Below are 21548 nucleotides of genomic sequence, written 5' to 3' on the forward strand. Positions count from 1 at the left end.
ATGCCTAAAAAGCTCAAATTGGAAGGCCTTGATTGCGCAAGCTGTGCTTACGAAATAGAGGAAGCACTGAAAAAAGAAGGCTTTGAGTTTGCTCTGGTCAACTTTGCTACAAAAGAGGCCGTAATAGAGGGGGATATAGAGAAGGCAAAGAGAATAATCAAGAAAGTCGAACCAGACGTGAAGGTAATAGACGCTGAAGAGCACGAGCATGGCCACGAGCACCATCATGATGGAGACGAAGACCCTAAGAAGGCGCTCTACTTCATAACACCCTCGCTCATGTTGTTTGTTATTGGAATCGTCTTGAGATACTACTACGACATGGACAATGCCTTCGTGTTAGGGATCTTTACAATGAGTTATCTTCTTGTCGGATGGAAAGTACTCAGGAACGCTGTGATCAACTCAATACGCGGTAATGTATTTGATGAGAACTTCCTTATTGCGATAGCTACGCTGGGAGCTTTTGCTATTAGGGAATACCCTGAAGCTGTTGGTGTCATGCTGTTCTATGTCGTTGGAGAATTCTTCCAAGATCTGGCGGTAAATAGATCGAGGCGTTCGATTAAGTCCCTCCTTGCCCTGAAGGCCGAGTACGCTAACCTCCTTGTAGGGGATAAAGTTGTTCAAATAAAGCCTGAAAAACTCAAAGTTGGGGACATAATTCTAATCAAGCCGGGTGAGAGAGTTCCAGTTGATGGTATCATTATCCAGGGAACTTCAAACGTTGACACATCCGCCCTGACTGGAGAGAGCGTTCCAAAAACTGTTAGAGAAGGTGATGAGATCCTCTCAGGCATGCTTAACCTGAGTGGTCTCCTAAAAGTAAAGGTGACAAAAGAGCTCAGAGAATCAACGATTACAAGGATTCTTGAGCTCGTGGAAAATGCGAGTGCTAGAAAAGCTAAGACAGAGAGGTTTATTACAAAATTCGCTCGCCGTTATACACCAAGTGTGGTAGCTCTAGCAACATTAGTAGCAGTGATTCCACCACTAGCATTTGGAGAGCCCTTTTCAAAGTGGGTTTATAGGGCTTTGGTTCTGCTAGTTATTTCATGCCCCTGCGCCCTTGTGCTTTCGATTCCCTTAGGGTACTTTGGGGGAATTGGAAGAGCTGCCAAAGAAGGAATCCTTGTTAAAGGGTCAAACTTCCTTGATGCGCTTAGCAGAGCTACAGTAGTTGCTTTTGACAAAACTGGAACCCTAACCAAGGGTGTTTTCAAGGTTACAAAGATAGAAACGAGAAACGGCTTCAGTGAGGATGAAATCTTAAGATTCGCGGCATTAGCAGAGGCTCACTCTAACCACCCAATAGCCAAGGCAATAAAGGAGGCCTATGGAAGAGAAATCGACGAGACTCAAATTAAGGAACATGAGGAGATAGCTGGACATGGGGTCAGAGCGAGGATAGATGACACTGAGGTAATGGTTGGCAATGACAGACTTCTTCATAAATTCAACATCGAGCACGACACATGCCATGTTAAGGGAACAGTAGCCCACATTGTAGTCAATGGCAAATATGCCGGGTATATAATAATCTCAGATGAGATAAAAGAGGACTCGCCGATTGCAGTGAAGGAGCTCAAGCGCCTTGGAGTCAAGAAAGTCATTATGCTCACTGGAGATAACAGGGACGTAGCTGATGAAATCGCCAAACAACTTGGCATCGATGAATTTTACGCAGAGCTTTTACCTGAGGATAAAGTTAAGGTCATTGAGGAGCTTGAGAGAAAGAAAAAGGGCGATGAGAAGATAGTCTTCGTTGGAGATGGCATAAATGACGCTCCAGTGCTTGCCAGAGCTGATGTGGGTGTAGCTATGGGAGCCCTAGGAAGTGATGCGGCAATAGAGACTGCAGATGTAGTCGTAATGGATGACAAGCCTTCAAAGCTTCCTAGGGGAGTAAAAATCGCAAGGAGGACTCAGAGAATAGTGTGGCAGAATATAATACTAGCACTCGGTGTCAAGCTGGCATTCATAAGCCTTGGAATTATTGGGGAGGCAACAATGTGGGAGGCTGTGTTTGCGGATGTAGGCGTTGCCCTTATAGCGGTCTTCAATGCAATGAGGATTCTGAGGTGATGATGTGCTTTACGCATTGGAGTCTTTTTCTTTTCTTAGTCTCCTTTTGTGGTCTGAGACTAAGAAAGCTTACGAAAGAAGAAAACCCTACCGCTTCATGTTTCAGTTGCAATATGGGCGGAATATACGCTCCACTTTGTTCTGATGCCTTAGGTCTCGTTGAGAGGACTTTGGTCAATACAGATAGGTGAAATAGCTGCTCTGGTGCATGTGGTAATTATGGGGGATTGCCGGGCTTGTCATGGTGCTCCTTGCCGGTTTGAGTTTCGCTCAATATAATGTCAGGAATGGATGTGTTCCTTCGATGCTCTCTGCTTCAAGAACCCGAGTGGAAAGGTTATTCCTCCGGATGTCATACGGAAGTTCAGGCTTAGCCTCCGGGGAAAGAGGCTCGTGAGTACCAAAAGCTTAATCAATACCCTCGATATATTTTCAATTTTGGAAGTTTTTTATGTTTCAATTACCGATTTGTAAAGGATAATCTTCATATTACTTCCAGATATACATAACATTGAAGAAAACAAGAGGTGATTCAAATGAACGGGAGAATGAAAGGAAAAATGAAAGGCGGCTGCAAAGGCCATGGAAAGGGTATGAGAGCATGGGTGGAAAACACGCCCGTGAAATGCACGGAATGGGAGAAATGGAGAAAGGGTATACATACACAAAAATGGTCGGGGAGGGGTTCGATGAAACCGTTGCAAAGGTTAGAGAGGAACTAAAAAAAGCAAGTTTTGGAGTTCTCAGCGAGATAAGGGTGGATAAGCTGTTTAAAGAAAAGCTTAACCTGGATATGGAGCCTTATGTCATTCTCGGGGCATGTAACCCAGAGTTCTCCAGTCAACTTGTTGAAATCGATCCAAACAGCGGTTCATTCCTACCTTGCAACATCCTTGTTTATGTTAAAGAAGGGAAAACTCACGTAAGCCTCACGCTCCCAACAATTGCTATGAGTGTAGCCGGGAATGAGGAACTCATTGAAGTCGCTACCAAAGTGGAAGAAATCCTTAGAGATGTTGTGAATAGGGTCTGATTTCCTTTTCAGGAACATTAACCTGGTTAAAATCAGAAATTATTTGGAGGGGTGTGTGATGGAAGAAGATAATGAAGAAAAAATGCATGTCCACCACGGAGCCAGGGGACATGGAGGTCATAATGAAATGGGTCATGACATGCACATAGATCATGAGGCGGAGAGCAGTATGCACACGCATAAGGGCGTGATGGAAGAAAACGCTGGACATGATCATCATATGGAGCACGAACATAAGGGCCACGAAGATCATGGGCACTCACATGCTGAGCATCACAAAATGATGATGGAGGACTTTAAGAGAAGATTTATAGTCTCTGCAATACTCACGATTCCAATACTGATCTTGTCTCCTCTGATTCAGCGGTTCCTTGGGTTTACGTTCACATTCGCCGGCGATCGTTACGTTCTCTTCGGCCTCTCTGCAGTGGTCTACTTCTACGGTGGCTGGCCATTTCTTAATGGTATGGTAGAAGAACTCAAGAAGAGACTACCTGGGATGATGACGTTAATTGCCCTGGCAATTACGGTAGCGTTTTCTTACAGTGTCGCTGTCACCTTTGGGTTGCCTGGAAAAACATTCTATTGGGAGCTTGCCACGCTTATTGACATCATGCTTTTAGGCCACTACATCGAGATGCGTTCTGTTTTAGGCGCTTCAAGAGCCTTAGAAGAGCTGATAAAGCTCATGCCAACTGAGGCTCACTTAATAACCCCAGAGGGAATAAAAGATGTTTCAGTAAGTGAGTTAAAAAAAGGGGGATATTGTCCTTGTCAAGCCTGGAGAGAAAGTACCCTCTGACGGGATCATAATTGAGGGAGAGACAAGTGTAAACGAAGCAATGCTCACGGGGGAGTCAAAACCTGTTTATAAGAAGCGCGGCGACAGTGTTATAGGCGGTTCAATAAATCTCGAAGGCGCAATAAAGGTCAGGATAGAGAAGACAGGGAAGGATACTTACCTCATGCAGGTCGTCGAGCTGGTGAGGCAGGCCCAGGAGACGAGATCTAGAACCCAAGATTTAGCGAACAGAGCTGCTTTTTACCTCACGCTCATAGCGATTACAGCGGGTAGTATAACCCTCGGAACGTGGCTTTATATGGGAATGCCCTTTGTCTTTGCCCTTGAACGTATGGTGACGGTGATGGTTATAACTTGTCCGCATGCTCTTGGATTGGCAGTTCCACTTGTTGTTTCAGTCTCCACGTCGATTTCAGCCAAAAAAGGAATTCTTATAAGGAACAGGGAGGCCTTTGAGAGAGCTAAAGACGTCCAAGTGGTGGTATTTGATAAAACTGGAACACTAACAGAGGGCAAATTTGAGGTAACTGATGTAATCCCACTGGAAGACGTTGAAGAATACGAAATTCTAAAATATGCTGCTGCCCTTGAAGCCCACTCAAGCCATCCAATTGCGCAAGGTATAGTTGAGAAGGCAAAGGAGCTCAATCTCGAATCCTACGAAGTCAAGGAATCAAAAGTTCTGCCGGGTAAAGGAGTTCAAGGTATTATTAACGGAAAAGAAGTCTTTGTAGTGAGCCCCAATTTCGTGAAGGAAAATGGCCTTTGGAAAGATGACAAGCGTGTTGATAAGGTTCTTGAGCAAGGTAAGACCGTGGTCTTCTTAATAATAGATGGGAAGCTTGCAGGAGCAATAGCCTTAGCAGATAAGATAAGACCTGAGTCAAGGGAAGCTATAAAGAAGCTCCACGAGATGGGTATTAAGGCATATATGCTTACAGGAGACAACGCCAAAGTTGCAAAGTGGGTGGCGGAAGAGCTTGGTTTAGACGGGTTCTTTGCAGAGGTTTTGCCTCATCAGAAGTCTGAGAAAGTTAAAGAGCTCCAGGAAAACGGGTTCATAGTTGCAATGGTGGGGGATGGCATAAACGATGCTCCGGCTTTGATTCAAGCCGATGTAGGTATAGCTATTGGAGCTGGAACCGATGTGGCAATAGAGAGTGCAGACATAATCCTCGTCAAGAATGACCCAAGGGATGTGATAACGGCAATACACCTTGCGAGGGCAACTTATGGGAAGATGGTGCAGAATTTAGCGTGGGCTACTGGTTACAACACATTTGCTATTCCCCTAGCAGCTGGTACACTTTACAGCTATGGGATATTGCTAAGCCCAGCTGTAGGTGCTTTGTTAATGAGCTTGAGTACAGTTATAGTTGCCATAAATGCAAGGTTTTTGAAGGCTTGAACTTTATTTTTGGAAAATTTTTGATTTGATTATTTCCATTTCGATAGAGATAAACCATATAGTCTTTAGAAAAAGAGTAGGCATTGGTGAAAGAAAAATGATGTTTGAGAACATTGGTGGAGACTTTTTGGTTCATGTTGGAGAAGAATGGGGGTGGCATCATATGATGGGATTTGGCTGGTTTGGATGGTTCGGCATGATTTTCATGCTGTTGTTCTGGGTTCTGATAATAGTCGGGATAATATGGCTTGTCAAGTGGTTGATAGAAAGTACAAGCAGAACGGAAAAAGCCTCGAAGAAGAGGGCACTTGAAATTCTCGATGAAAAATACGCCAGAGGTGAGATAGACGACGAGGAATATGAAAGGAGGAAGAGAAAAATCCTGGAAGGCTGAAGATCTCTTTATTTTTTATTCTTAAGTATCAAAATGAAACCCGTCAGGGACAGCCGCGTGTTGGGTTTCCTTTTATGATATCTATTCTTGTGGATGACAAAACTCTAAGTGTTGAGAGCGTTTACCATACTCTCCACTATGGGATTTTAGGGAAAATGCTGAATATACTTATAGCAGAGCATAATATTAGAAGAAGACTCTTAAAAGCTCACTCAAAGCTAAAAGAAACAGCAGAAAAAAGAAACTACTTGGTCAGGCAAACACGGCTTTATACAAGCCAACTATAATATCGCCAACCTCACAGTAAACATCCATATAGTTGACCTTTGTTAGGTTAAATACTCTCGAACCCATCTCCCTGATTTCCTCCAGCGAGAATCCAAGGTGGGTGTCCTTCAAAGTTTCTTTAAGCTCTTCATGCTCGTGTTTAAGGACATCAACTATCACCACAATTCCCCCATCCTCTAGAACCTCTTTCATGCTTCTTAGCACTTTCTCTGGTTCTAGAAAGTGGTGAAATGCTAAGGTGGATAAAACAACATCAAATTTCTCTGGGGCATTTATATTGTACTGTTTGTTTGCAATATTGACAGATTCCTTAATTTTCTCGGCGACGCCCCATATGGGGATTATGCCCTTGTACTTAAGTCTCTTCAACATGCTTGGAGTTATGTCCAATCCATAGACCTCTACATCGACTCCGTTATCTTCAAGCTTCTTTTTGATCCTCTCAGTAAAGAATCCGGAACCGGCCGCAACGTCTAGTATCTTGAGTCCTTTTCTATTCAGCTTCATGATTTCACTGACTATTTCCTCTACTATTGTCTGTATGCACTCTTCTCTAAGATAGTCTCTAACAATATCGTCCCTTTCCGGGGCTTCTTTTTCGAAGTACTCTATCTGATCCATAAGCTCATTTATTGAATTCTCATCAAAGCTGAGCTTTTTTAGAAACTCTCTGACCTCATCAAGAGTCGATATCATTCTCCCACCGCCTGGAACCCTCTCTCAAGATCTTCGATGAGATCCTCGACGTCCTCTATTCCAACTGAGACTCTGATGAGCGAGTCTCTTATCCCCACTCTCTCCCTCTCTTCCTTGGGGACGGAGGCGTGCGTCATGATCGCCGGCAGTTCTATAAGGGACTCCACTCCGCCAAGGCTCTCAGCAAGTGCGAAGATCTCTAAGCTCTCAACGAACTTTATGGCCTTCTCAAGACCCCCTTTAAGCTCAAATGAAAGCATCCCACCGAAGCCGCTCATCTGTCTCTTCGCGAGCTCGTGCTGTGGATGAGACGGCAAACCTGGATAGTAAACGCGCTTAACCAGCGGGTGCCCCTCGAGGTACTTCGCTATTGCCATGGCGTTCTTCTCGTGCCTCTCCATCCTGAGGGAGAGAGTTTTGATGCCCCTCATGACCAGCCAGGAATCGAAGGGCGAAAGAACCGCTCCAACCGCGTTCTGGTGGAACTTGAGCTTTTCATAGAGCTCCTCATCGTTTACCATAACCGCTCCACCGACGACATCCGAGTGTCCGCCGAGGTACTTGGTGACGCTGTGGAGCACTATGTCCGCTCCGAGGTCGAGGGGGTTCTGGAAGTAGGGACTCGCAAAGGTGTTGTCCACTACCACTATGATGCCCTCCTCGTGGGCGATCTCTGCTATCGCCTTTATGTCCGCAAGCTTCAGGAGCGGGTTTGTGGGAGTTTCAAGCCAGATCATCCGCGTGTTTTTCCTTATTGCCTTTCTAACGTTCTCTGGATTTCTCGCATCGACGTAGGTGAACTCAAGTCCGAAGCGCTCCATTATCTGATTGAAGAGCCTCTTCGTGCCGCCGTAGAGGTCGTCAAAGGTCACAACGTGGTCGCCCTTCTTCAACAACGCCAAGAGTACCGTTGACTCCGCCGCGAGCCCTGAGGAAAAAGCCAACCCATACTTGGCATTCTCAAGTGCCGCAAGCTTTCTCTCAAGGCTGTTCCTTGTGGGGTTACCGCTCCTTGAGTAGACATAGCCCTCCTCCACTTCTTTTATGCTCTTTTTTGCAAAAGTTGTTGAGAGGTGAATAGGAGAAACTACATCCCCATACTGCATTCTTTCAGGTTCCTCTCCGATATGAATCGCCTTTGTGGAAAACCTCATTTCAGCACCTCCAAAACTTTTTCATCATCGATTTCAAAACCCCTTTCAAGCATCCACTTGTCATTGAAGATCTTTGTTAGGTAGTTCCTTCCGGTGTCAGGAACATCACGACGATTTTCTTTCCGGTTATTTTGTGCTCTTTCAGGTATTTTATTGCTCCATAGAGTGCCGCCCCTGAAGACCCTCCAGCTAAAATGCCCTCTTTTCTTGCTAAAAATCGTGTCATTGCAAAGGCTTCCTGATCATTAACGACAACTATATCATCCACTAGGCTTAAATCCACGGTTTCTGGGAGAATATCTTCTCCGATTCCCTCTACCAAATATGGATGGGCCTTTTTCAAGGCCTTTTCCAAACTCATCCCTTTCTTTACGAGGTGATATATCGAGCCCACTGGATCGACACCTATTATCTTAATGTCTTCTTTTTTCTCCTTCAAATAGCGCCCAATTCCGGTTATCGTCCCCCCGGTGCCTATACCAGCGAATATGTAGTCTATCTCTCCATTGGTCTGCTTCCAAATCTCTCTTGCTGTAGTTTCATAGTGTGCTAGGGGATTGTACTTGTTAAAGTACTGATTCGGGATATATGCATAAGGTGTCTCTTCAACTTTTTCATTTAGAATTGTACTAAGTTCACTAATCTTCTCCTCTTTTACAAGATTTTGTACGTATTCTACTATCGCTTTAAGTTCTTCTCGAGTTACTGCTCTTCTTTTCTTCCAGATTAGATTTCTTACGGCTTCGGCTACCTTATAGTATGAGTTTGGATCGCTTGCTGCCACTGCTGTTGGAGTTCTAATTACAAAAGCTCCTAGGGCTCTGAGAAGAAACTCCTTTTCGTGGCTCATCTTGTCGGGCATAGTGAAAACCGTTAAATAACCTTCATCTGCTGCCACTAGGGCTAGGCCAACTCCTGTATTCCCTGAAGTGGGTTCAATTATCACTGCCCCCTCAGCTATTTTCCCTTCTTTCTTTGCCCCTTCAATCATGTATTTGCCTATTCTGTCTTTTATACTTCCTCCGGGGTTAAAGAACTCCACTTTAGCATATAACTCGTTCTTGACGTTGAAGTGTTTCTCTATCTTTTTAAGCCTGACTAAGGGGGTCTCTCCAATGGTTTGTACAATGTCTTCATAAATACTCATTTTTGTGTAATTTTCCTCCATTCTAATCACCACTTACACATTAGTGACTAAAAGTGCATATATATCTTTCGATTGCGGCAAAGCTGCTTTTTGAAAAATAGGAAACAACTCATGGTTATTTAACGAAAGGTTTGAAATAAAAGGTTTTGGACAGAACTGTGAAGTCTATAGGCTTTTTTGTGTTTTATTTGCTTTTATGGTTTTGTCGCCACTATCAGCCTCACGATATCATAGAAGAGGTTCTCGACCTTTTCTATTTTAAAGCCCGCCCTCTCGATGTTTCTCTGAGTTTCCCTCAGCAGAGAAGTTCCGAGGAGCGTTCTTATGAAGGGCTCCATGAGGTAGAGGGGGACGTTGAGAAGCTTTGACTCGCTTTTCATGTGCTCAAGAAATATTGCTCTTCCTCCGGGTTTTAGGACTCTATAAGCCTCTTTTAGTCCTTTAATCGGATCTGGAACTGTACAGAAGACGAACGTGCTAACTATAGTGTCGAAGGTATTATCCTCAAACTCCAGATCTTGGGCGTCCATGTATAAAAGCTTGACGTTCTCCAGTCCGAGCTTCCTTCTCCGTTCTTCAGCTTTTTTAAGCATGTTTCTGCTGAAGTCTATGCCAATAACCTCCACATCCTTCGGGTAATATGGGAGGTTCTTTCCCGTTCCTACTCCTATCTCGAGGACTTTACCTTTAACAAGACTTAGGGCTTTTTTCCTGTATTTTGAAAAAGCTTGTAGCTCCATCGGGCTCTCAAACAGATCATAAATCTTTGCAAACCTATCATATTTTTTCGCGGGGTTCACGGTTCTCGCCTGTTAATTATCTTTGCAAACTTCCAATTAAGATTATCCTTGCTATTCTGGTAAAGGAACAACTTTTTGCTTGCCATGTTGGGAATGATAAGCCTATTAATATTGTGTTCACTTAGTAGTAAGTAGAAAAAGAAACAGGAGGATGATAAGATGGAATGGAAGTCGCTATTAATCGGATTCATAATTGGGGCACTCATAGCAATCCCGTATGGCCTAGCCCATTCAGGCGGGGTTGATGAAGAGGGAGGAAGCTTTTGGAATGGCTGGGGAATGATGAACGGCCATGGAATGGGCATGGGAATGATGGGCCACGGCATGCACGGCATGATGGACGAACACGAGGAGATGGAGGAGTACATGACCGATGGGAACTTCACCGAGCTCCATGAAGAAATGGAAAAGGAGATGGAAGAGCATATGGGCATCAGCTGGGAAGAAATGAAGGAAATGCACGAGGCATGCGAGAAGTATATGGGCTTTGAAGAAGAGGAAGAAGAGAGCCCATGACTTGCCTATCTTTCATTTATTTTAGGAGGGGGTCAATTCTGTGAAAAGGTTCTTTATTGGAATCTTGTTTTTGTTAGTACTTTTGTTACCATTTTTCTATCTTTACCCGGCTTCTAAGGGGGGAGATATCTTTTCAGGCTATGTTTTGGAGGGAAAACCTGTAGAGATCCAAGATGCGGTTGTTCTTGCAGACACTGACTGTACACCAAACAAAGAGTATACTACTCTCACATGCACAGCAATAATTAATGCCAACGGAGAGATTTTGAAAGTGCGCTATACTCACCCCATTGATGTCCCCTGTCTTTCGAGGGGGGATAAGGTTAATATATCAATACAGCAAAATTCAACTCTGAGAATTGTGCGAATGAGCAAGCCCTCGATGAAGCATTGAATCCAAACGATAAAATCGATAACACAAACTTACAAAGAGGTGCTACAAAATGAAAAAGACCATCTTGATATTATTTGGTCTGTTAAGCATGAGCGGAAGAGTTCTAGCCGAGCCCATAAACGAATTTACGGGATTGACGACCCTTTCCGTAATAGCACTTGGGATTCTGAATGCATTAAGGCCCTCTATTTTCCTGATGATTGTGTTTCTCCTCTCGATGATAGCCCTGATCGACAAAAATAAGGTTCTCAAAGTTGGACTCTCGTTTACTGCGGGAGCTTTTCTGGGATATACCATAATAGCCTCCGTCTTGATGAACCTCCACGGAAAATTTATCGGCTTAAGGTACTTTGTTGTGGCATTTGGCATCTTAGTTGGAGCCTACAAAATAGCATCATCTCTGGGATATGTAAAAATATCCCCAAGCAACCCCCTGAGGGAGAAAAGCAACAGAATTCTTGAGAGGGCCACATCACCACCGAGTGCTTTTTTAGTGGGTGGCATAATGTCTTTTCTCTCTCTTTCGTGTGTTCTTCCCTCGTACCTGCTTGTAACCTCTTTGTTATCTGATGGATTCTCCTTAGGCACTAGGGCAGTACTCTTGGGAGTGTTCATTGGGATTTCAGTGCTTCCCTTGGCATTAGTTACGTTGGGGTTCCACTATGGAAGCAGATATGCAAAGCTCGGCGAAACGGTCAACAAACTCTCAAAAATGAGTGGAAGAGGGGACTTAGCCATGGGAGTGATCTTGGTGGTTGTTAGTGTTCTCTACCTTTTGCTCCTTGGATAGTCTAATCTTCTCTAAGTTCTCCCTTGTTTTCTTGAATTCTCTAAAACAAGTCTCACAGCAGAAGAAATACACTTTATTGCGGTATTTGTAGACTATTGGTTCTTCGGTAATCTCTCTTCCACAGTAGTCACACTTAAAAGGCACTCTAATCTTTATGGCTCTCTCCCTTTCCTTCATCTCCAGCACTGGCATTATATCTATCACTTCAAACCCAGCACCTTCAATGACCTGTCTGAGCTGTTCCATGTTCTCCACTGCAACCTTTATGACATACTTTTTACTTGTGAACTTGTTGATCTCGATAATTTCGTTAAACTCTTCAAGTTTTTCAGGATTTTCGGTCTTTATTATCATAAGCACCAGATTCTCAGCCCTCTCAAGCTCTGGAGCGATTTGTATAGTGTACTTTCTAATTATGCCTTCTCTTTCTAACCGTTCTATCCTTGATCTTACAGTTGGTCTGCTTACTCCCAATAGTTCCGCGAGTTCGGATATGCTAAGCCTCGAATTGTCTCTAAGGAGATAAATAAGCTTCAAATCGACCTCATCAAGCTTTGTCATTTATGATCACCTTCCCGTTATGTTATCATAATTATCAAAGTATAAAAATTTTCCTATGAAACTTCACATTTTGTCAAAAAATAACTTCAATAATCCTTTCAACGAATACATAACCGGAGGTGAATCCTACATGGAGATCAATATAAAAATTACAGGGATGAGTTGCGCTTCATGTGCTAAAACCATAGAGGTCGCCCTCAAGGAATTAGAGGGTGTGAAGGACGTTAAAGTAAATTTGGCGACGGAGACCGCCTATGTTAAGTTCGATGAGTCAAAGGTTAGTATAACCCAAATCATTAGAGCAATAGAAAGCGTTGGCTACGGTGTAGTGAGGGAGAAGAGGGATGCAATAATAAAGATTGGTGGCATGACCTGTGCTTCATGTGTAAAAACAATAGAAACCGCCCTCAGGGAATTACCCGGCGTATTGGATGTCAAGGTAAACCTCGCCACAGAGAAGGCCACAGTTAGCTATGACCCAACATTAGTTGATATGGAAGAAATACAGAAGATCATAGAAGAATTCGGATATCAGTTTTTAGGTGTTGAGGGTGAAGAAAGCATTGATATAGAGAAGGAAGTAAGAGAGAGGCACCTAAGAGACATGAAGAAAAAGCTCATTGTCGCCTGGACATTTGGTGGCATTATAACCCTAATGACGTACAGGTGGCTTCTAGGCTTCAATTTTGAGATTCCATATATGCTATGGATCCAGTTTGCCTTAGCAACCCCAGTTATAGTGTATTCCGGAAGAGAAATGTTCCTAAAGGCTATCAGATCTTTAAGACACAAGACGCTCAACATGGACGTAATGTATTCAATGGGTGTAGGTTCAGCATATATTGCGAGTGTACTTGCAACAGTTGGCATCCTGCCGAAGGAGTACAATTTCTACGAGGCAAGCGTGCTCCTATTGGCGTTCCTGCTCCTTGGAAGATACCTCGAACAGGTGGCAAAAGGAAGAACAAGTGAGGCAATCAAGAAGCTCATGGGGCTTCAGGCAAAGAAGGCAACTGTAATCCGAGATGGAAAAGAGGTTGAAATACCCATAACTCAGGTTAGAGTAGGAGACATTGTAATAGTCAAACCGGGTGAGAAGATCCCGGTTGATGGGGTCGTGATTGAAGGAGAGAGCTATGTTGATGAATCAATGATAACAGGAGAACCAATACCAAATCTAAAGAAAAAAGGTGATGAAGTCATTGGGGGTACAATAAACAAGAACTCCGTTCTGAAGATTGAGGCAAAAAGAGTTGGTGGGGAGACAGTCTTAGCTCAAATTATCAAGCTCGTTGAGGAGGCACAGAACACAAGACCGCCAATACAGAGAATAGCAGACAAGATTGTGACATATTTCATTCCAGTAGTACTAACGATAGCCCTGCTCTCCTTTGCATACTGGGGATTAATAGCAAAGCAGCCGCTTATCTTTGCGTTCACTACTCTCATTAGTGTCTTAGTGATAGCGTGCCCATGTGCCTTTGGAATGGCAACACCAACGGCCCTAACAGTTGGAATGGGCAAGGGAGCCGAGATGGGTATACTTATTAAAAACGGCGAGGTGCTTGAGATTGCAAGAAAAGCTACGGTAGTGCTCTTTGACAAAACTGGAACCCTCACAAAAGGACGGCCTGAAGTCACGGATATAATAACCTTTGGCATGGATGAAAAAGAACTCTTAAAGCTAGTAGCATCAGCAGAGAAGCGTTCGGAGCATCCACTTGGAGAAGCAATTGTCAGAAAAGCTCAGGAACTTGGAATTGAGGTTGTAGATCCGGAAGAATTTGAGGCGGTTACTGGAAAGGGCATCAAAGCCAAGGTAAATGGAAAAGAAATACTAGCTGGAAACAGAAAACTGCTCAAAGAAAACGGATATTCAATAGAAAACGTTGAAGAAATACTTCACAAACTTGAAGACGAGGCAAAAACAGCAATAATAGTTGCTATAGACGGCAAGATAGTAGGAGTTATCGGAATCGCAGACACAATAAAGGAGCATGCGAAAGAAGCCATTGAAGAGCTTCACAGAATGGGGAAGAAAGTAGGTATGATTACTGGAGATAACAGAAGAACTGCAAATGCAATAGCAAAACAGCTCAACATAGACTATGTCCTGGCAGAGGTTCTCCCACAGGACAAGGCAAATGAAGTTAAGAAACTCCAAGAAAAGGGCGAGGTAGTTATCTTTGTAGGAGACGGTATCAACGACGCTCCTGCCTTAGCCCAAGCAGATATAGGTATAGCAGTGAGCTCTGGGACTGATATAGCGATGGAAAGCGGTGAAATAGTACTTATGAGAAACGACATAAGGGATGTCGTTAAAGCAATAAAGCTCAGTCAGAAGACGCTCTCGAAGATAAAGCAAAACTTTTTCTGGGCAATGATCTACAACATAATCCTAATTCCAATAGCCGCAGGATTCGCATACGTGCTCTTTGGAGTAACTTTCCAGCCGGAGTGGGCAGCAGGAGCTATGAGTTTGAGCAGTGTCAGTGTCGTTACAAACTCCCTCATGCTTAAGCGGGTTAGGGTTTGACAACCCTTTTATCTTTTGAAGACAAAATAAATGGTGATGGGCATGATAATCGAATACGATGGAAAGATCGACTTCACTAAGGGAAAGGTTGTGCTATGGTTTTCCATCCCGGGATGTCCTCCATGCAGACTAGTTGAGACCTTTATGGAAGAATTAAGTGAGGAATTCAAAGATATCCGAGTTATCCATGTACACGCAGAGAAATGGGAAGATCTCGTGGACAAATTTGACATTCTGAATGTCCCTACACTCGTTTACCTCAAAGATGGAAAAGAGCTCACAAGGCAAAATCTCATAAGAACAAAGGAGGAAGTCCTACTGAAATTCGAAGAACTTCGTGAGAGTTAGCTTTGAATCAATTTGAAGCTTTCAAAATCCTTTTATATTTTTAGAACGAGCATATTTTAGGTGAAAGACGTGAAAAAAGTTATTGGAGCGGCAATTTTGTTGGTTTTGGCAGTGGGAGTTTATCTTCTAGGGTCTCAAGAAGGTGGAAGATACATAACTCTAAGGGCGACTTTCAAAATGGGTGGCGCAGTTTACAGGGGGTACGAGGTTGAAGAGGGAGTGCTTGTTTTTAAGTTTGAGCGAAGTGGGGACTTCTTTACGCAGGCAATAGAGACAAAAGAATTCACCACAAGGGAGAAACTCTCTCCTGGGAAAGTAATTATGGAGATAAACACCAATGGCCAAATAAAAAGGTATGAGGCGAAGTTGATTGAAGAGAAAGGAAATGTAGTTATTTACGAGGCTAGCGAGCTCTAACCTTCTGGAACCCCAACAGGAAAGATGTATAAAGGCTCTCCAGGCACATCAATTACTTTTTTGACTTCTTCGTCTCTAAAGGCCCCAACTGCAACAGTCCCAAGTTTTAGGGCGGTAACTTGAAGGTAGATGTTTTGGCCCATATGGCCTGCATCTATGTGCACGTACCTATATCCTCTCTCCCCGTATCTTCTTGTCGTCCTTTCGTAGTGTGCAACGATTATGATGTTTATCGGAGCTGTTTCTACGTGTCTCTGGCCTAAGCATGCTTTTGCTAAGGGTTTGTTTAAATCGCCTTCTCTCACGAGCTCTAAGCTATGAGTTTTCCCATCGTAGTGATAGAGACCGGGCTTAAGGCCTTCTACTTTTGACACCGCTACATAAACTTCAAATGGATAGCAAGCACCTGCGCTTGGAGAAGTTCTTTTACCCCAGGCGTTTATTCCATAAGCCGCCCAGAGTATCTGAGACACCTCTTCAAGGGTTAGCGGCTCATCTTTGTATTTTCTTATGCTCTTTCTCAGGTTTATCGCTTCCTCAACACTCATCTCGCCCTTAAGCCTTGGGGCGGGAAGTTCAACTTTCATGGCGCATCCCAGAATTGATGAAGGTGTCTTCATTGATTAAGGTTTTGGTGTCAAAAGTTAAAAAGCAGAGAAAAACCTCTACTCCTCTGCAAGTACCAGTGCTGAACTTCCAGACTCGAATTTAGCTGTGAACAAGCCTCTCGTCTTGTTGGCTATCCATACTAAGCTTAACATTATTGGCACTTCCTCCAAAACGCCAACAACCGTGGCCAAAGCCGCTCCGCTTTCAAGGCCGAAGAGGGCTATTGCAACAGCCACGGCCAGCTCAAAGAAGTTGCTTGCTCCTATGAAAGAGGCTGGAGCTGCAACCTTGTGTGGAAGCTTCCAGAGCCACGCCCACCCGTAGGCTATCGCAAAGATGAAGTACGTCTGTATCGTCAGCGGGATCGCTATTAGGGCTATGTGGAGCGGGTTTTCGAGGATTATGTTACCTTGGAAGGAGAATAAGAGTATCAGCGTCAGCAAAAGGCCTACTATTGATACGGTGCTGAGCTTTGGAAGGAACTCGCGCTCGAACCACTCAACTCCTTTTGTTCTCAGGATGTGCTTCCGTGAGAAGTAGCCTGCCGTTAGCGGAATGACCACGAAGAGCACCACCGAGAGGAGGAGCGTGTCGTAAGGGACGGGAACCTCGTTGAGGCCCATTAGGAAGCCGACTATTGGAGCGAAGGCGAAGAGGATTATGAGGTCATTTGTTGCCACTTGGACTAGAGTGTAGAGGGGGTCGCCATCGGCCAAATAGCTCCACACGAAGACCATGGCAGTGCATGGTGCCGCTCCGAGGAGTATTGCCCCGGCTATGTACTCCTTAGCAAGTGAGGGCTCGATCAGGCCGAGCTTGATTGAGAAGAGCGTCCCTATGAAGAAGGAGCTTATTAGGAACATGCTGAAGGGCTTTATGAGCCAGTTGGTCACCCAAGTGACGATTAGGCCCTTGAGCATTTGACCCTTGTGGACGCGCCTTATGGCCGAAAAGTCCACCTTGACCATCATGGGATAAATCATCGCCCATATCAAAATCGCTATGGGCATGTTAACGTTAGCTATGGTGAACTTTGAGAGTGCTTGGGGTACTGCTGGGAAGAGCTTTCCGATGGCTATGCCTGTCATTATACACAGCGCCACCCAAAGGGAAAGATATTTTTCGAAGAAGCTCAATCCTTTTTTCTCGTCCATTTTCCACACCCATCTGGGTTGAAGGAGTTTTCAAATAAAAGTCTTTTTAAAACCAAAGGTGAAAGTTCAAATGAAGTATTCTTCATCTATATTGATCTCTATAGATTATTGCGGAAAGATATTTAAAATGACTTTCTAACTCCATCGTGGTGAAGAAAATGGAAGAAAAGCTCATCCTCTTCGTCTGCGTGAAGAACTCCGCAAGAAGTCAGATGGCAGAAGCTTTCTTCAACCACTTCAACGATGACCCAAGGTTCAAGGCCATGAGCGCAGGAACGGAGCCGGCTGAAGAGATAGACCCGCTCGCGAGAAAGGTCATGGAGGAAATTGGAATTTCTCTCGAAGGCCAGTACCCGAAGCTCTACACCGAGGAGATGGCCGATAAAGCTTACATTGTCATCACAATGGGCTGTCTCGACAAGTGCCCCTACGCTCCGCCCGAAAAGACGTGGGATTGGGGGTTAGATGACCCCTACGGCCAGCCAATAGAGAAGTACCGCGAAGTGAGGGACGAGATAAAGCGCCGCGTTTTGAAGCTCATCGAGGACTTGAAGGCCGGTAAGAGTAGAGAAGAGATAATAGGGAGAAAGAGCCTCTTCACTCTTTGAACACTTCTCCCGTAACTAAGTCTATTCCAATTTTTCTAACCTTCAGCTTCCAGAGCTTCTCTGGCGCTCCACCGCCTTCTTCCCTATAACCTGCCATCTCGATTATCCCTGCATCCTCAAGGGCAGAGAGATGGTAGTAGAGCGTTGAACGGGGCATGTTCAATCCCCTCTCTTGAAGTGCTTGATAGATTTCGTTTGTCCCCTTAACCCCTTCACTTAGGATTTTAATGATGCTCCTTCGCGGTTCGGCTAGAAGGGGCTTGAGGAGCATCATGAGAGCCCTAAGATTTCTCATCTCCCCCATCATCCATTTTGGCATTCTTATCACCATTGATACGTGGTTTCTAAAGTTTATAAAATTACCGCTCTAGCATAAGTTTAACTCGAATATTATAGAAAAGTTTATAAATATTTTTGTGATATTACAAATTAAGAAAGTTGGAGGTGGTTGAGATGCCATTTGGAGTTTCTGGCTGGAAGTGGAAGGTTGGAAGGTTTGGATACATGATCGAGAGCGAGCCGAACTACGAGGAGATAAAGGCCAAAGCCAAGGAAGTCCTCTCAAGGGTTGCCAAAGGAGCCGCCTGGCGGTGCCGCTGTGGAAGCCTTCACATTCCTCTTATCGTTGAAGGGCAGATAATAGGCGAACTCTGGGAGGACGTTGACCCGAAGGAAGTAGAAGTTGGAGCCTACTGGTTCGGAAGGTGGGGCACCAAGGTCCAGCTAGTGAAGGACGGAAGGGTGGTCGGCTTCATCTGGCTCGCCTGAGCCTTTTACCCAGCTCTGTCCAACAATACTTTTAAATGATATCAAATTCAAATCAGTTTAGTTTCAAATGAAGAAAATATCATGAAGGTGATGCACATGTTTGGCAAGCTCGCAAACAACCTTAAGAAAAACCTGCTCTGGTACTCGCTCATAGCCATAGCCGTAGGCTGGGCCCTGGGGCTGGTCTTTCCGGGCTTTGCAAAGGCCCACAAAGCGGGATTGAGCAATCTCACTACAATACTCGTCTTCCTTATGATATACCCGATGATGATAAACCTCAACCTTGAGAGAATCCCCAAGGTTCTCAAGGAGCCGAAGCCCGTTCTTCTGAGCCTCGCCTACAACTTTGTCCTCACTCCGGTGGTGGCCTTTCTCCTCGTTAAAGGCTTCATCCACGATCCAAACCTGGCGCTCGGTTTTCTCCTGGTCATGCTCGTTCCGGGTTCATCCATGAGCATAGGTTATGCTGGTTTAGCAGGGGGAGACCTTGAGGTTGTCACGGTGGCGCTTGGCGTTAACTTCCTCCTAATCCCGGTAATGCTCCCCCTATGGATAAAGCTCCTCGGCAGCGCTTACAACGTCCCGGTTCCGCTCTCACTGCTCCTGAGAACGGTCTTCATAGTCCTCATCCTCCCAATGTTCCTCGGAGACCTCACGAGGAGGCTCCTCACGAGGAAGCTCGGCAAGGACAGGTTCCTTGAGCTGAAGCCGCTTTTTGGGGCAACAACAATGACCACCATGCTCCTCCTCGTGGGGCTGATATTCTTCATGAAGGCCCAGCTCCTGCTTAGCAAGTGGACAATCCTCGTTGAGCTTGCTATTGTGAACACGGTCTACATGATCATCATGCTTGCCCTAATAACGTGGCTGGACAGGGTTCTCGGCCTGAGCTACAAGGAGCATATGGGAATAGCTTTCCTCAGCGTCGGGAAGAACAACGGAACGGCCATAGCGATAGCGACGCTCGCTTTCCAGCCCCTTGTGGCAATTCCAGCGGCGACTCTCCCAATATTCCAGATAATTTTCCTTATCCTATACCTCAAGCTCGCGGATAGGGTAAGGTGCCTATTTGAGGCCTGCGTCTTTCTCGATGAGAAAAGCAAAGCGGAAGCCCTTTAGTCCTCCGGCTTTACTACCTCCACTTCTCCCCTTATCTTCTCCGCCCCGATGGTGTTGAACACCGTCCCGTACTTCTCCGCTAACTCCTTAACGCGCATGATCTTTTTCTCGTCCTCGTTGGTGAAGACGGTGATTTTGTAAGTTATCTCCTTCAGCTGGGGCTCGTCAAGCCCGCGCCAGCCCCTGACCTCGACCTCAAAGCCCTCCACGTCGAGGCGCATCTTCTTGATCAGCCTGCCCCAGTTGACGGTCAGACAGCCGCCTATGGCAGCCAAGAGGTACTCCGTCGGGTTAGGGCCTTTGTTGTGGCCGTCCGTGTTCGTGTCTATATTGAAGGTAAACTCCCTCACCTTCGCTTCACTCCCGACGTTGCCGTCCCACTTTAAATGTGCAGAATACTCAAGACGCTCCATAGTACCACCGTTTTAAAATGAACGCCATCTCAAATAAAAGCCTTTTTCCATGCAAATCTTAACGTTCGAAAGTCTTTTATATTCTCGCGGGAGAATCGAGAGAGGGATGAGGAATGGCGCACCATCACCACAAAGGACTCAAGGGCAGAATGCTGTTTTCTTTCGTCCTCAACATAACGATAACACTAGCTGAAGTCATCGGCGGTATTCTTTCTGGGAGTTTGGCTCTTTTAAGCGACTCCCTTCACAACTTCAGCGACTCAATGAGCATCCTCGCGAGCTATTTGGCCATAAAGATTGGCGAGCGCGAGAGGAACGAAAAGTATACCTTCGGCTACAAGCGGGCTGAGATTCTGGTGGCTTTCGTTAATTCCGCTGTCCTGGTTGGTGTTGCGCTCTTCCTCCTTGTCGAGGCTTACAAGCGCTTCAAGAACCCAGAGCCGATAGACGGCCCTCTGATGCTCGGGGTTGCTCTAATCGGCCTCCTCGCCAACCTTATCTCGGTTCTCCTGCTCCACGAGCACGCCCACGAGAGCATGAACGTCCGCTCCGCCTACCTGCATCTCCTGAGCGACACACTTTCATCGGTTGCGGTTGTAATAGGTGGAATAGCCATAATAAAGTGGAACATCCTCTGGATTGATCCGCTCATCACAGTCCTAATCTCGCTCTACATCCTCCGCGAGGGTTACGCAATACTAAAGGAGAGCGTGGAGGTACTCATGGAGGCTTCACCAAATCTAAATTTTGAGGAGATAAAACGAGAGATTGAGAGCATTCCAGGTGTTAAGAATGCACATCACTTCCACGCTTGGAGGGTAGGGGAAAAGGAAATCCACTTCGAGTGCCACGTCGAGGTTAATGATATGCCCCTCAGCGAGGCCCAGAAGCTCATAGATGATATTGCGGAGAGACTCAAAAGCTTTGGAATAACCCACGTAACGATTCAGCTCGAAGCAGGAAGATGTGAGGACAAGAACACAATCTGCGGTGAGAAAGGTGATTAGGGTAGCAGTCCCAACTTCTAAGGGTGGGATTGAGGATAGGGTGCATGAAAGCCTCGTGAGAGCGGAGACTTTCACGCTGGTGGAAATAGAAAATGGGGAAATAAAAAACGTGGAAATCGTTGAGAACCCTTACCAAAAGGAGCCCTACGGTGCTGGTTCTAGGGCGGCCCTGTTTTTTGTCAACCTGAGAGTGAACGTACTGCTGACTCCTATGGACTGCCCAAAGGGAAGGGCGATACTTGATGCTGGTGGGATCAGGATAATCAAAGTAGAAGCTGGGAAAAGAGTGGAGGAAGTTATCAAGAGTCTCCAAAGTAGCTTATAGCCCCGGCTGGACATATCCTCTGGCAGCCCCTGCAGAACTCCACGCACTCCTCGGGTTTTACCACTTTGGGCTTGCCCTCGGAGGCATCGTAAACCCCATGGGGGCAGAAGTTTGCACAAGTTAAGCAACCGGTGCACTTGTCATAGTCGATTATGGGGTACCAGTTGTCTGCCATT

At 45.3% G+C, this 21548-nt stretch carries 26 protein-coding genes; 16 read left to right on the forward strand and 10 right to left on the reverse strand.

Annotated features, from left to right (window positions below):
* The 5 genes from OCC_RS07385 (at position 1) to OCC_RS07400 (ending at position 5722) form a co-directional block, all read left to right on the forward strand.
* Entirely contained in the window at positions 1 to 2085 is a 2085-nt protein-coding gene (locus tag OCC_RS07385; protein ID WP_004068001.1) for a heavy metal translocating P-type ATPase, read from the forward strand.
* Positions 2086 to 2686: 601 nt separating this feature from the next.
* Positions 2687 to 3118 carry a DUF302 domain-containing protein gene (locus OCC_RS07390; RefSeq protein ID WP_238565046.1) on the forward strand — a complete coding sequence of 144 codons (432 nt, stop codon included), beginning with the start codon at positions 2687 to 2689 and terminating at the stop codon, positions 3116 to 3118.
* A gap of 58 nt (positions 3119 to 3176) precedes the next feature.
* A complete protein-coding gene (locus OCC_RS12875; protein WP_238565047.1) occupies positions 3177 to 3920 on the forward strand; it encodes a hypothetical protein in 744 nt (247 codons plus the stop codon).
* 10 nt (positions 3921 to 3930) lie between these two features.
* Positions 3931 to 5328 carry a heavy metal translocating P-type ATPase gene (locus OCC_RS07395; protein ID WP_238565099.1) on the forward strand — a complete coding sequence of 466 codons (1398 nt, stop codon included), beginning with the start codon at positions 3931 to 3933 and terminating at the stop codon, positions 5326 to 5328.
* A 97-nt stretch (positions 5329 to 5425) separates the two neighbouring features.
* Complete coding sequence (locus tag OCC_RS07400; protein WP_004068003.1) at positions 5426 to 5722, forward strand: SHOCT domain-containing protein; 297 nt, start codon at positions 5426 to 5428, stop codon at positions 5720 to 5722.
* Positions 5723 to 5974: 252 nt separating this feature from the next.
* Here the strand turns inward: OCC_RS07400 and OCC_RS07405 are convergent, their stop codons facing one another.
* The 4 genes from OCC_RS07405 to OCC_RS07420 form a co-directional block, all read right to left on the reverse strand.
* Positions 5975 to 6706 (reverse strand): class I SAM-dependent methyltransferase, encoded by a 732-nt coding sequence (locus OCC_RS07405; RefSeq protein ID WP_004068004.1) that lies wholly within the window; start codon positions 6704 to 6706, stop codon positions 5975 to 5977.
* On the reverse strand, positions 6703 to 7860 hold the full coding sequence (locus OCC_RS07410) for a cystathionine gamma-synthase (protein WP_004068005.1): 1158 nt from the start codon (positions 7858 to 7860) through the stop codon (positions 6703 to 6705). The genes OCC_RS07405 and OCC_RS07410 overlap by 4 nt, the downstream gene beginning before the upstream one ends.
* Positions 7861 to 7936: 76 nt before the next feature.
* Positions 7937 to 9040 (reverse strand): PLP-dependent cysteine synthase family protein, encoded by a 1104-nt coding sequence (locus tag OCC_RS07415; RefSeq protein ID WP_238565048.1) that lies wholly within the window; start codon positions 9038 to 9040, stop codon positions 7937 to 7939.
* A 161-nt stretch (positions 9041 to 9201) separates the two neighbouring features.
* On the reverse strand, positions 9202 to 9807 hold the full coding sequence (locus OCC_RS07420; RefSeq protein ID WP_004068007.1) for a class I SAM-dependent methyltransferase: 606 nt from the start codon (positions 9805 to 9807) through the stop codon (positions 9202 to 9204).
* A gap of 159 nt (positions 9808 to 9966) precedes the next feature.
* Here OCC_RS07420 and OCC_RS07425 point away from each other — a divergent pair, with 159 nt between their 5' ends.
* From OCC_RS07425 to OCC_RS07435, 3 genes are read left to right on the forward strand one after another with little or no spacing between them, the layout of a single operon-like run.
* Positions 9967 to 10323, forward strand: coding sequence for a hypothetical protein (locus OCC_RS07425; protein WP_004068008.1), 357 nt, complete (start codon positions 9967 to 9969; stop codon positions 10321 to 10323).
* A 40-nt stretch (positions 10324 to 10363) separates the two neighbouring features.
* A complete protein-coding gene (locus tag OCC_RS07430; protein ID WP_004068009.1) occupies positions 10364 to 10717 on the forward strand; it encodes a hypothetical protein in 354 nt (117 codons plus the stop codon).
* Between the two features lie 49 nt (positions 10718 to 10766).
* Positions 10767 to 11507, forward strand: a complete 741-nt coding sequence (locus OCC_RS07435; protein ID WP_004068010.1) for a GAP family protein — start codon at positions 10767 to 10769, stop codon at positions 11505 to 11507.
* Here the strand turns inward: OCC_RS07435 and OCC_RS07440 are convergent.
* Positions 11448 to 12068, reverse strand: a complete 621-nt coding sequence (locus OCC_RS07440; protein WP_004068011.1) for a TRASH domain-containing protein — start codon at positions 12066 to 12068, stop codon at positions 11448 to 11450. The genes OCC_RS07435 and OCC_RS07440 overlap by 60 nt on opposite strands.
* A 130-nt stretch (positions 12069 to 12198) precedes the next feature.
* Between OCC_RS07440 and OCC_RS07445 the strand changes: the two genes are divergently transcribed.
* Genes OCC_RS07445 through OCC_RS07455 form a run of 3 tightly spaced genes read left to right on the forward strand, consistent with a single transcriptional unit; the run spans position 12199 to position 15369 of the window.
* Complete coding sequence (locus OCC_RS07445; RefSeq protein ID WP_004068012.1) at positions 12199 to 14604, forward strand: heavy metal translocating P-type ATPase; 2406 nt, start codon at positions 12199 to 12201, stop codon at positions 14602 to 14604.
* 42 nt (positions 14605 to 14646) lie between these two features.
* A complete protein-coding gene (locus OCC_RS07450; protein ID WP_004068013.1) occupies positions 14647 to 14952 on the forward strand; it encodes a thioredoxin family protein in 306 nt (101 codons plus the stop codon).
* A 60-nt stretch (positions 14953 to 15012) separates the two neighbouring features.
* Complete coding sequence (locus OCC_RS07455) at positions 15013 to 15369, forward strand: hypothetical protein (protein WP_238565049.1); 357 nt, start codon at positions 15013 to 15015, stop codon at positions 15367 to 15369.
* Here the strand turns inward: OCC_RS07455 and OCC_RS07460 are convergent.
* Positions 15366 to 15956 (reverse strand): SagB/ThcOx family dehydrogenase, encoded by a 591-nt coding sequence (locus OCC_RS07460; protein ID WP_004068015.1) that lies wholly within the window; start codon positions 15954 to 15956, stop codon positions 15366 to 15368. The two genes, OCC_RS07455 and OCC_RS07460, sit on opposite strands and share 4 nt — an antisense overlap.
* Positions 15957 to 16034: 78 nt before the next feature.
* The gene (gene arsB, locus OCC_RS07465; protein WP_004068016.1) at positions 16035 to 17132 is read right to left on the reverse strand and encodes an ACR3 family arsenite efflux transporter; all 1098 of its coding nucleotides are present in this window, start codon (positions 17130 to 17132) and stop codon (positions 16035 to 16037) included.
* 158 nt (positions 17133 to 17290) lie between these two features.
* On the opposite strand from arsB, the gene OCC_RS07470 reads away from it, so the two are divergent.
* Positions 17291 to 17740, forward strand: coding sequence for an arsenate reductase ArsC (locus OCC_RS07470; protein WP_004068017.1), 450 nt, complete (start codon positions 17291 to 17293; stop codon positions 17738 to 17740).
* Here OCC_RS07470 and OCC_RS07475 read toward each other — a convergent pair.
* On the reverse strand, positions 17730 to 18059 hold the full coding sequence (locus tag OCC_RS07475; protein WP_004068018.1) for a winged helix-turn-helix domain-containing protein: 330 nt from the start codon (positions 18057 to 18059) through the stop codon (positions 17730 to 17732). The genes OCC_RS07470 and OCC_RS07475 overlap by 11 nt on opposite strands.
* Before the next feature lie 134 nt (positions 18060 to 18193).
* On the opposite strand from OCC_RS07475, the gene OCC_RS07480 reads away from it, so the two are divergent.
* Positions 18194 to 18508, forward strand: a complete 315-nt coding sequence (locus OCC_RS07480) for a hypothetical protein (protein ID WP_004068019.1) — start codon at positions 18194 to 18196, stop codon at positions 18506 to 18508.
* 96 nt (positions 18509 to 18604) lie between these two features.
* The gene (locus tag OCC_RS07485) at positions 18605 to 19627 is read left to right on the forward strand and encodes an arsenic resistance protein (RefSeq protein WP_020953741.1); all 1023 of its coding nucleotides are present in this window, start codon (positions 18605 to 18607) and stop codon (positions 19625 to 19627) included.
* Here OCC_RS07485 and OCC_RS07490 read toward each other — a convergent pair.
* A complete protein-coding gene (locus OCC_RS07490) occupies positions 19624 to 20040 on the reverse strand; it encodes an OsmC family protein (protein ID WP_004068020.1) in 417 nt (138 codons plus the stop codon). The two genes, OCC_RS07485 and OCC_RS07490, sit on opposite strands and share 4 nt — an antisense overlap.
* A gap of 113 nt (positions 20041 to 20153) precedes the next feature.
* Here OCC_RS07490 and OCC_RS07495 point away from each other — a divergent pair, with 113 nt between their 5' ends.
* Both OCC_RS07495 and OCC_RS07500 read left to right on the forward strand, forming a co-directional pair.
* Positions 20154 to 21047 carry a cation diffusion facilitator family transporter gene (locus OCC_RS07495; protein WP_004068021.1) on the forward strand — a complete coding sequence of 298 codons (894 nt, stop codon included), beginning with the start codon at positions 20154 to 20156 and terminating at the stop codon, positions 21045 to 21047.
* On the forward strand, positions 21040 to 21372 hold the full coding sequence (locus OCC_RS07500) for a NifB/NifX family molybdenum-iron cluster-binding protein (RefSeq protein ID WP_004068022.1): 333 nt from the start codon (positions 21040 to 21042) through the stop codon (positions 21370 to 21372). Before OCC_RS07495 ends, OCC_RS07500 begins: the two co-directional genes overlap by 8 nt.
* Here the strand turns inward: OCC_RS07500 and OCC_RS07505 are convergent.
* The gene (locus OCC_RS07505) at positions 21347 to 21547 is read right to left on the reverse strand and encodes an ATP-binding protein (protein WP_004068023.1); all 201 of its coding nucleotides are present in this window, start codon (positions 21545 to 21547) and stop codon (positions 21347 to 21349) included. The two genes, OCC_RS07500 and OCC_RS07505, sit on opposite strands and share 26 nt — an antisense overlap.
* Between the last annotated feature and the right edge of the window lies 1 nt (position 21548).

Source organism: Thermococcus litoralis DSM 5473 (assembly GCF_000246985.2).
In the GTDB taxonomy this organism is placed as follows: Archaea; Methanobacteriota_B; Thermococci; order Thermococcales; family Thermococcaceae; genus Thermococcus_A; species Thermococcus_A litoralis.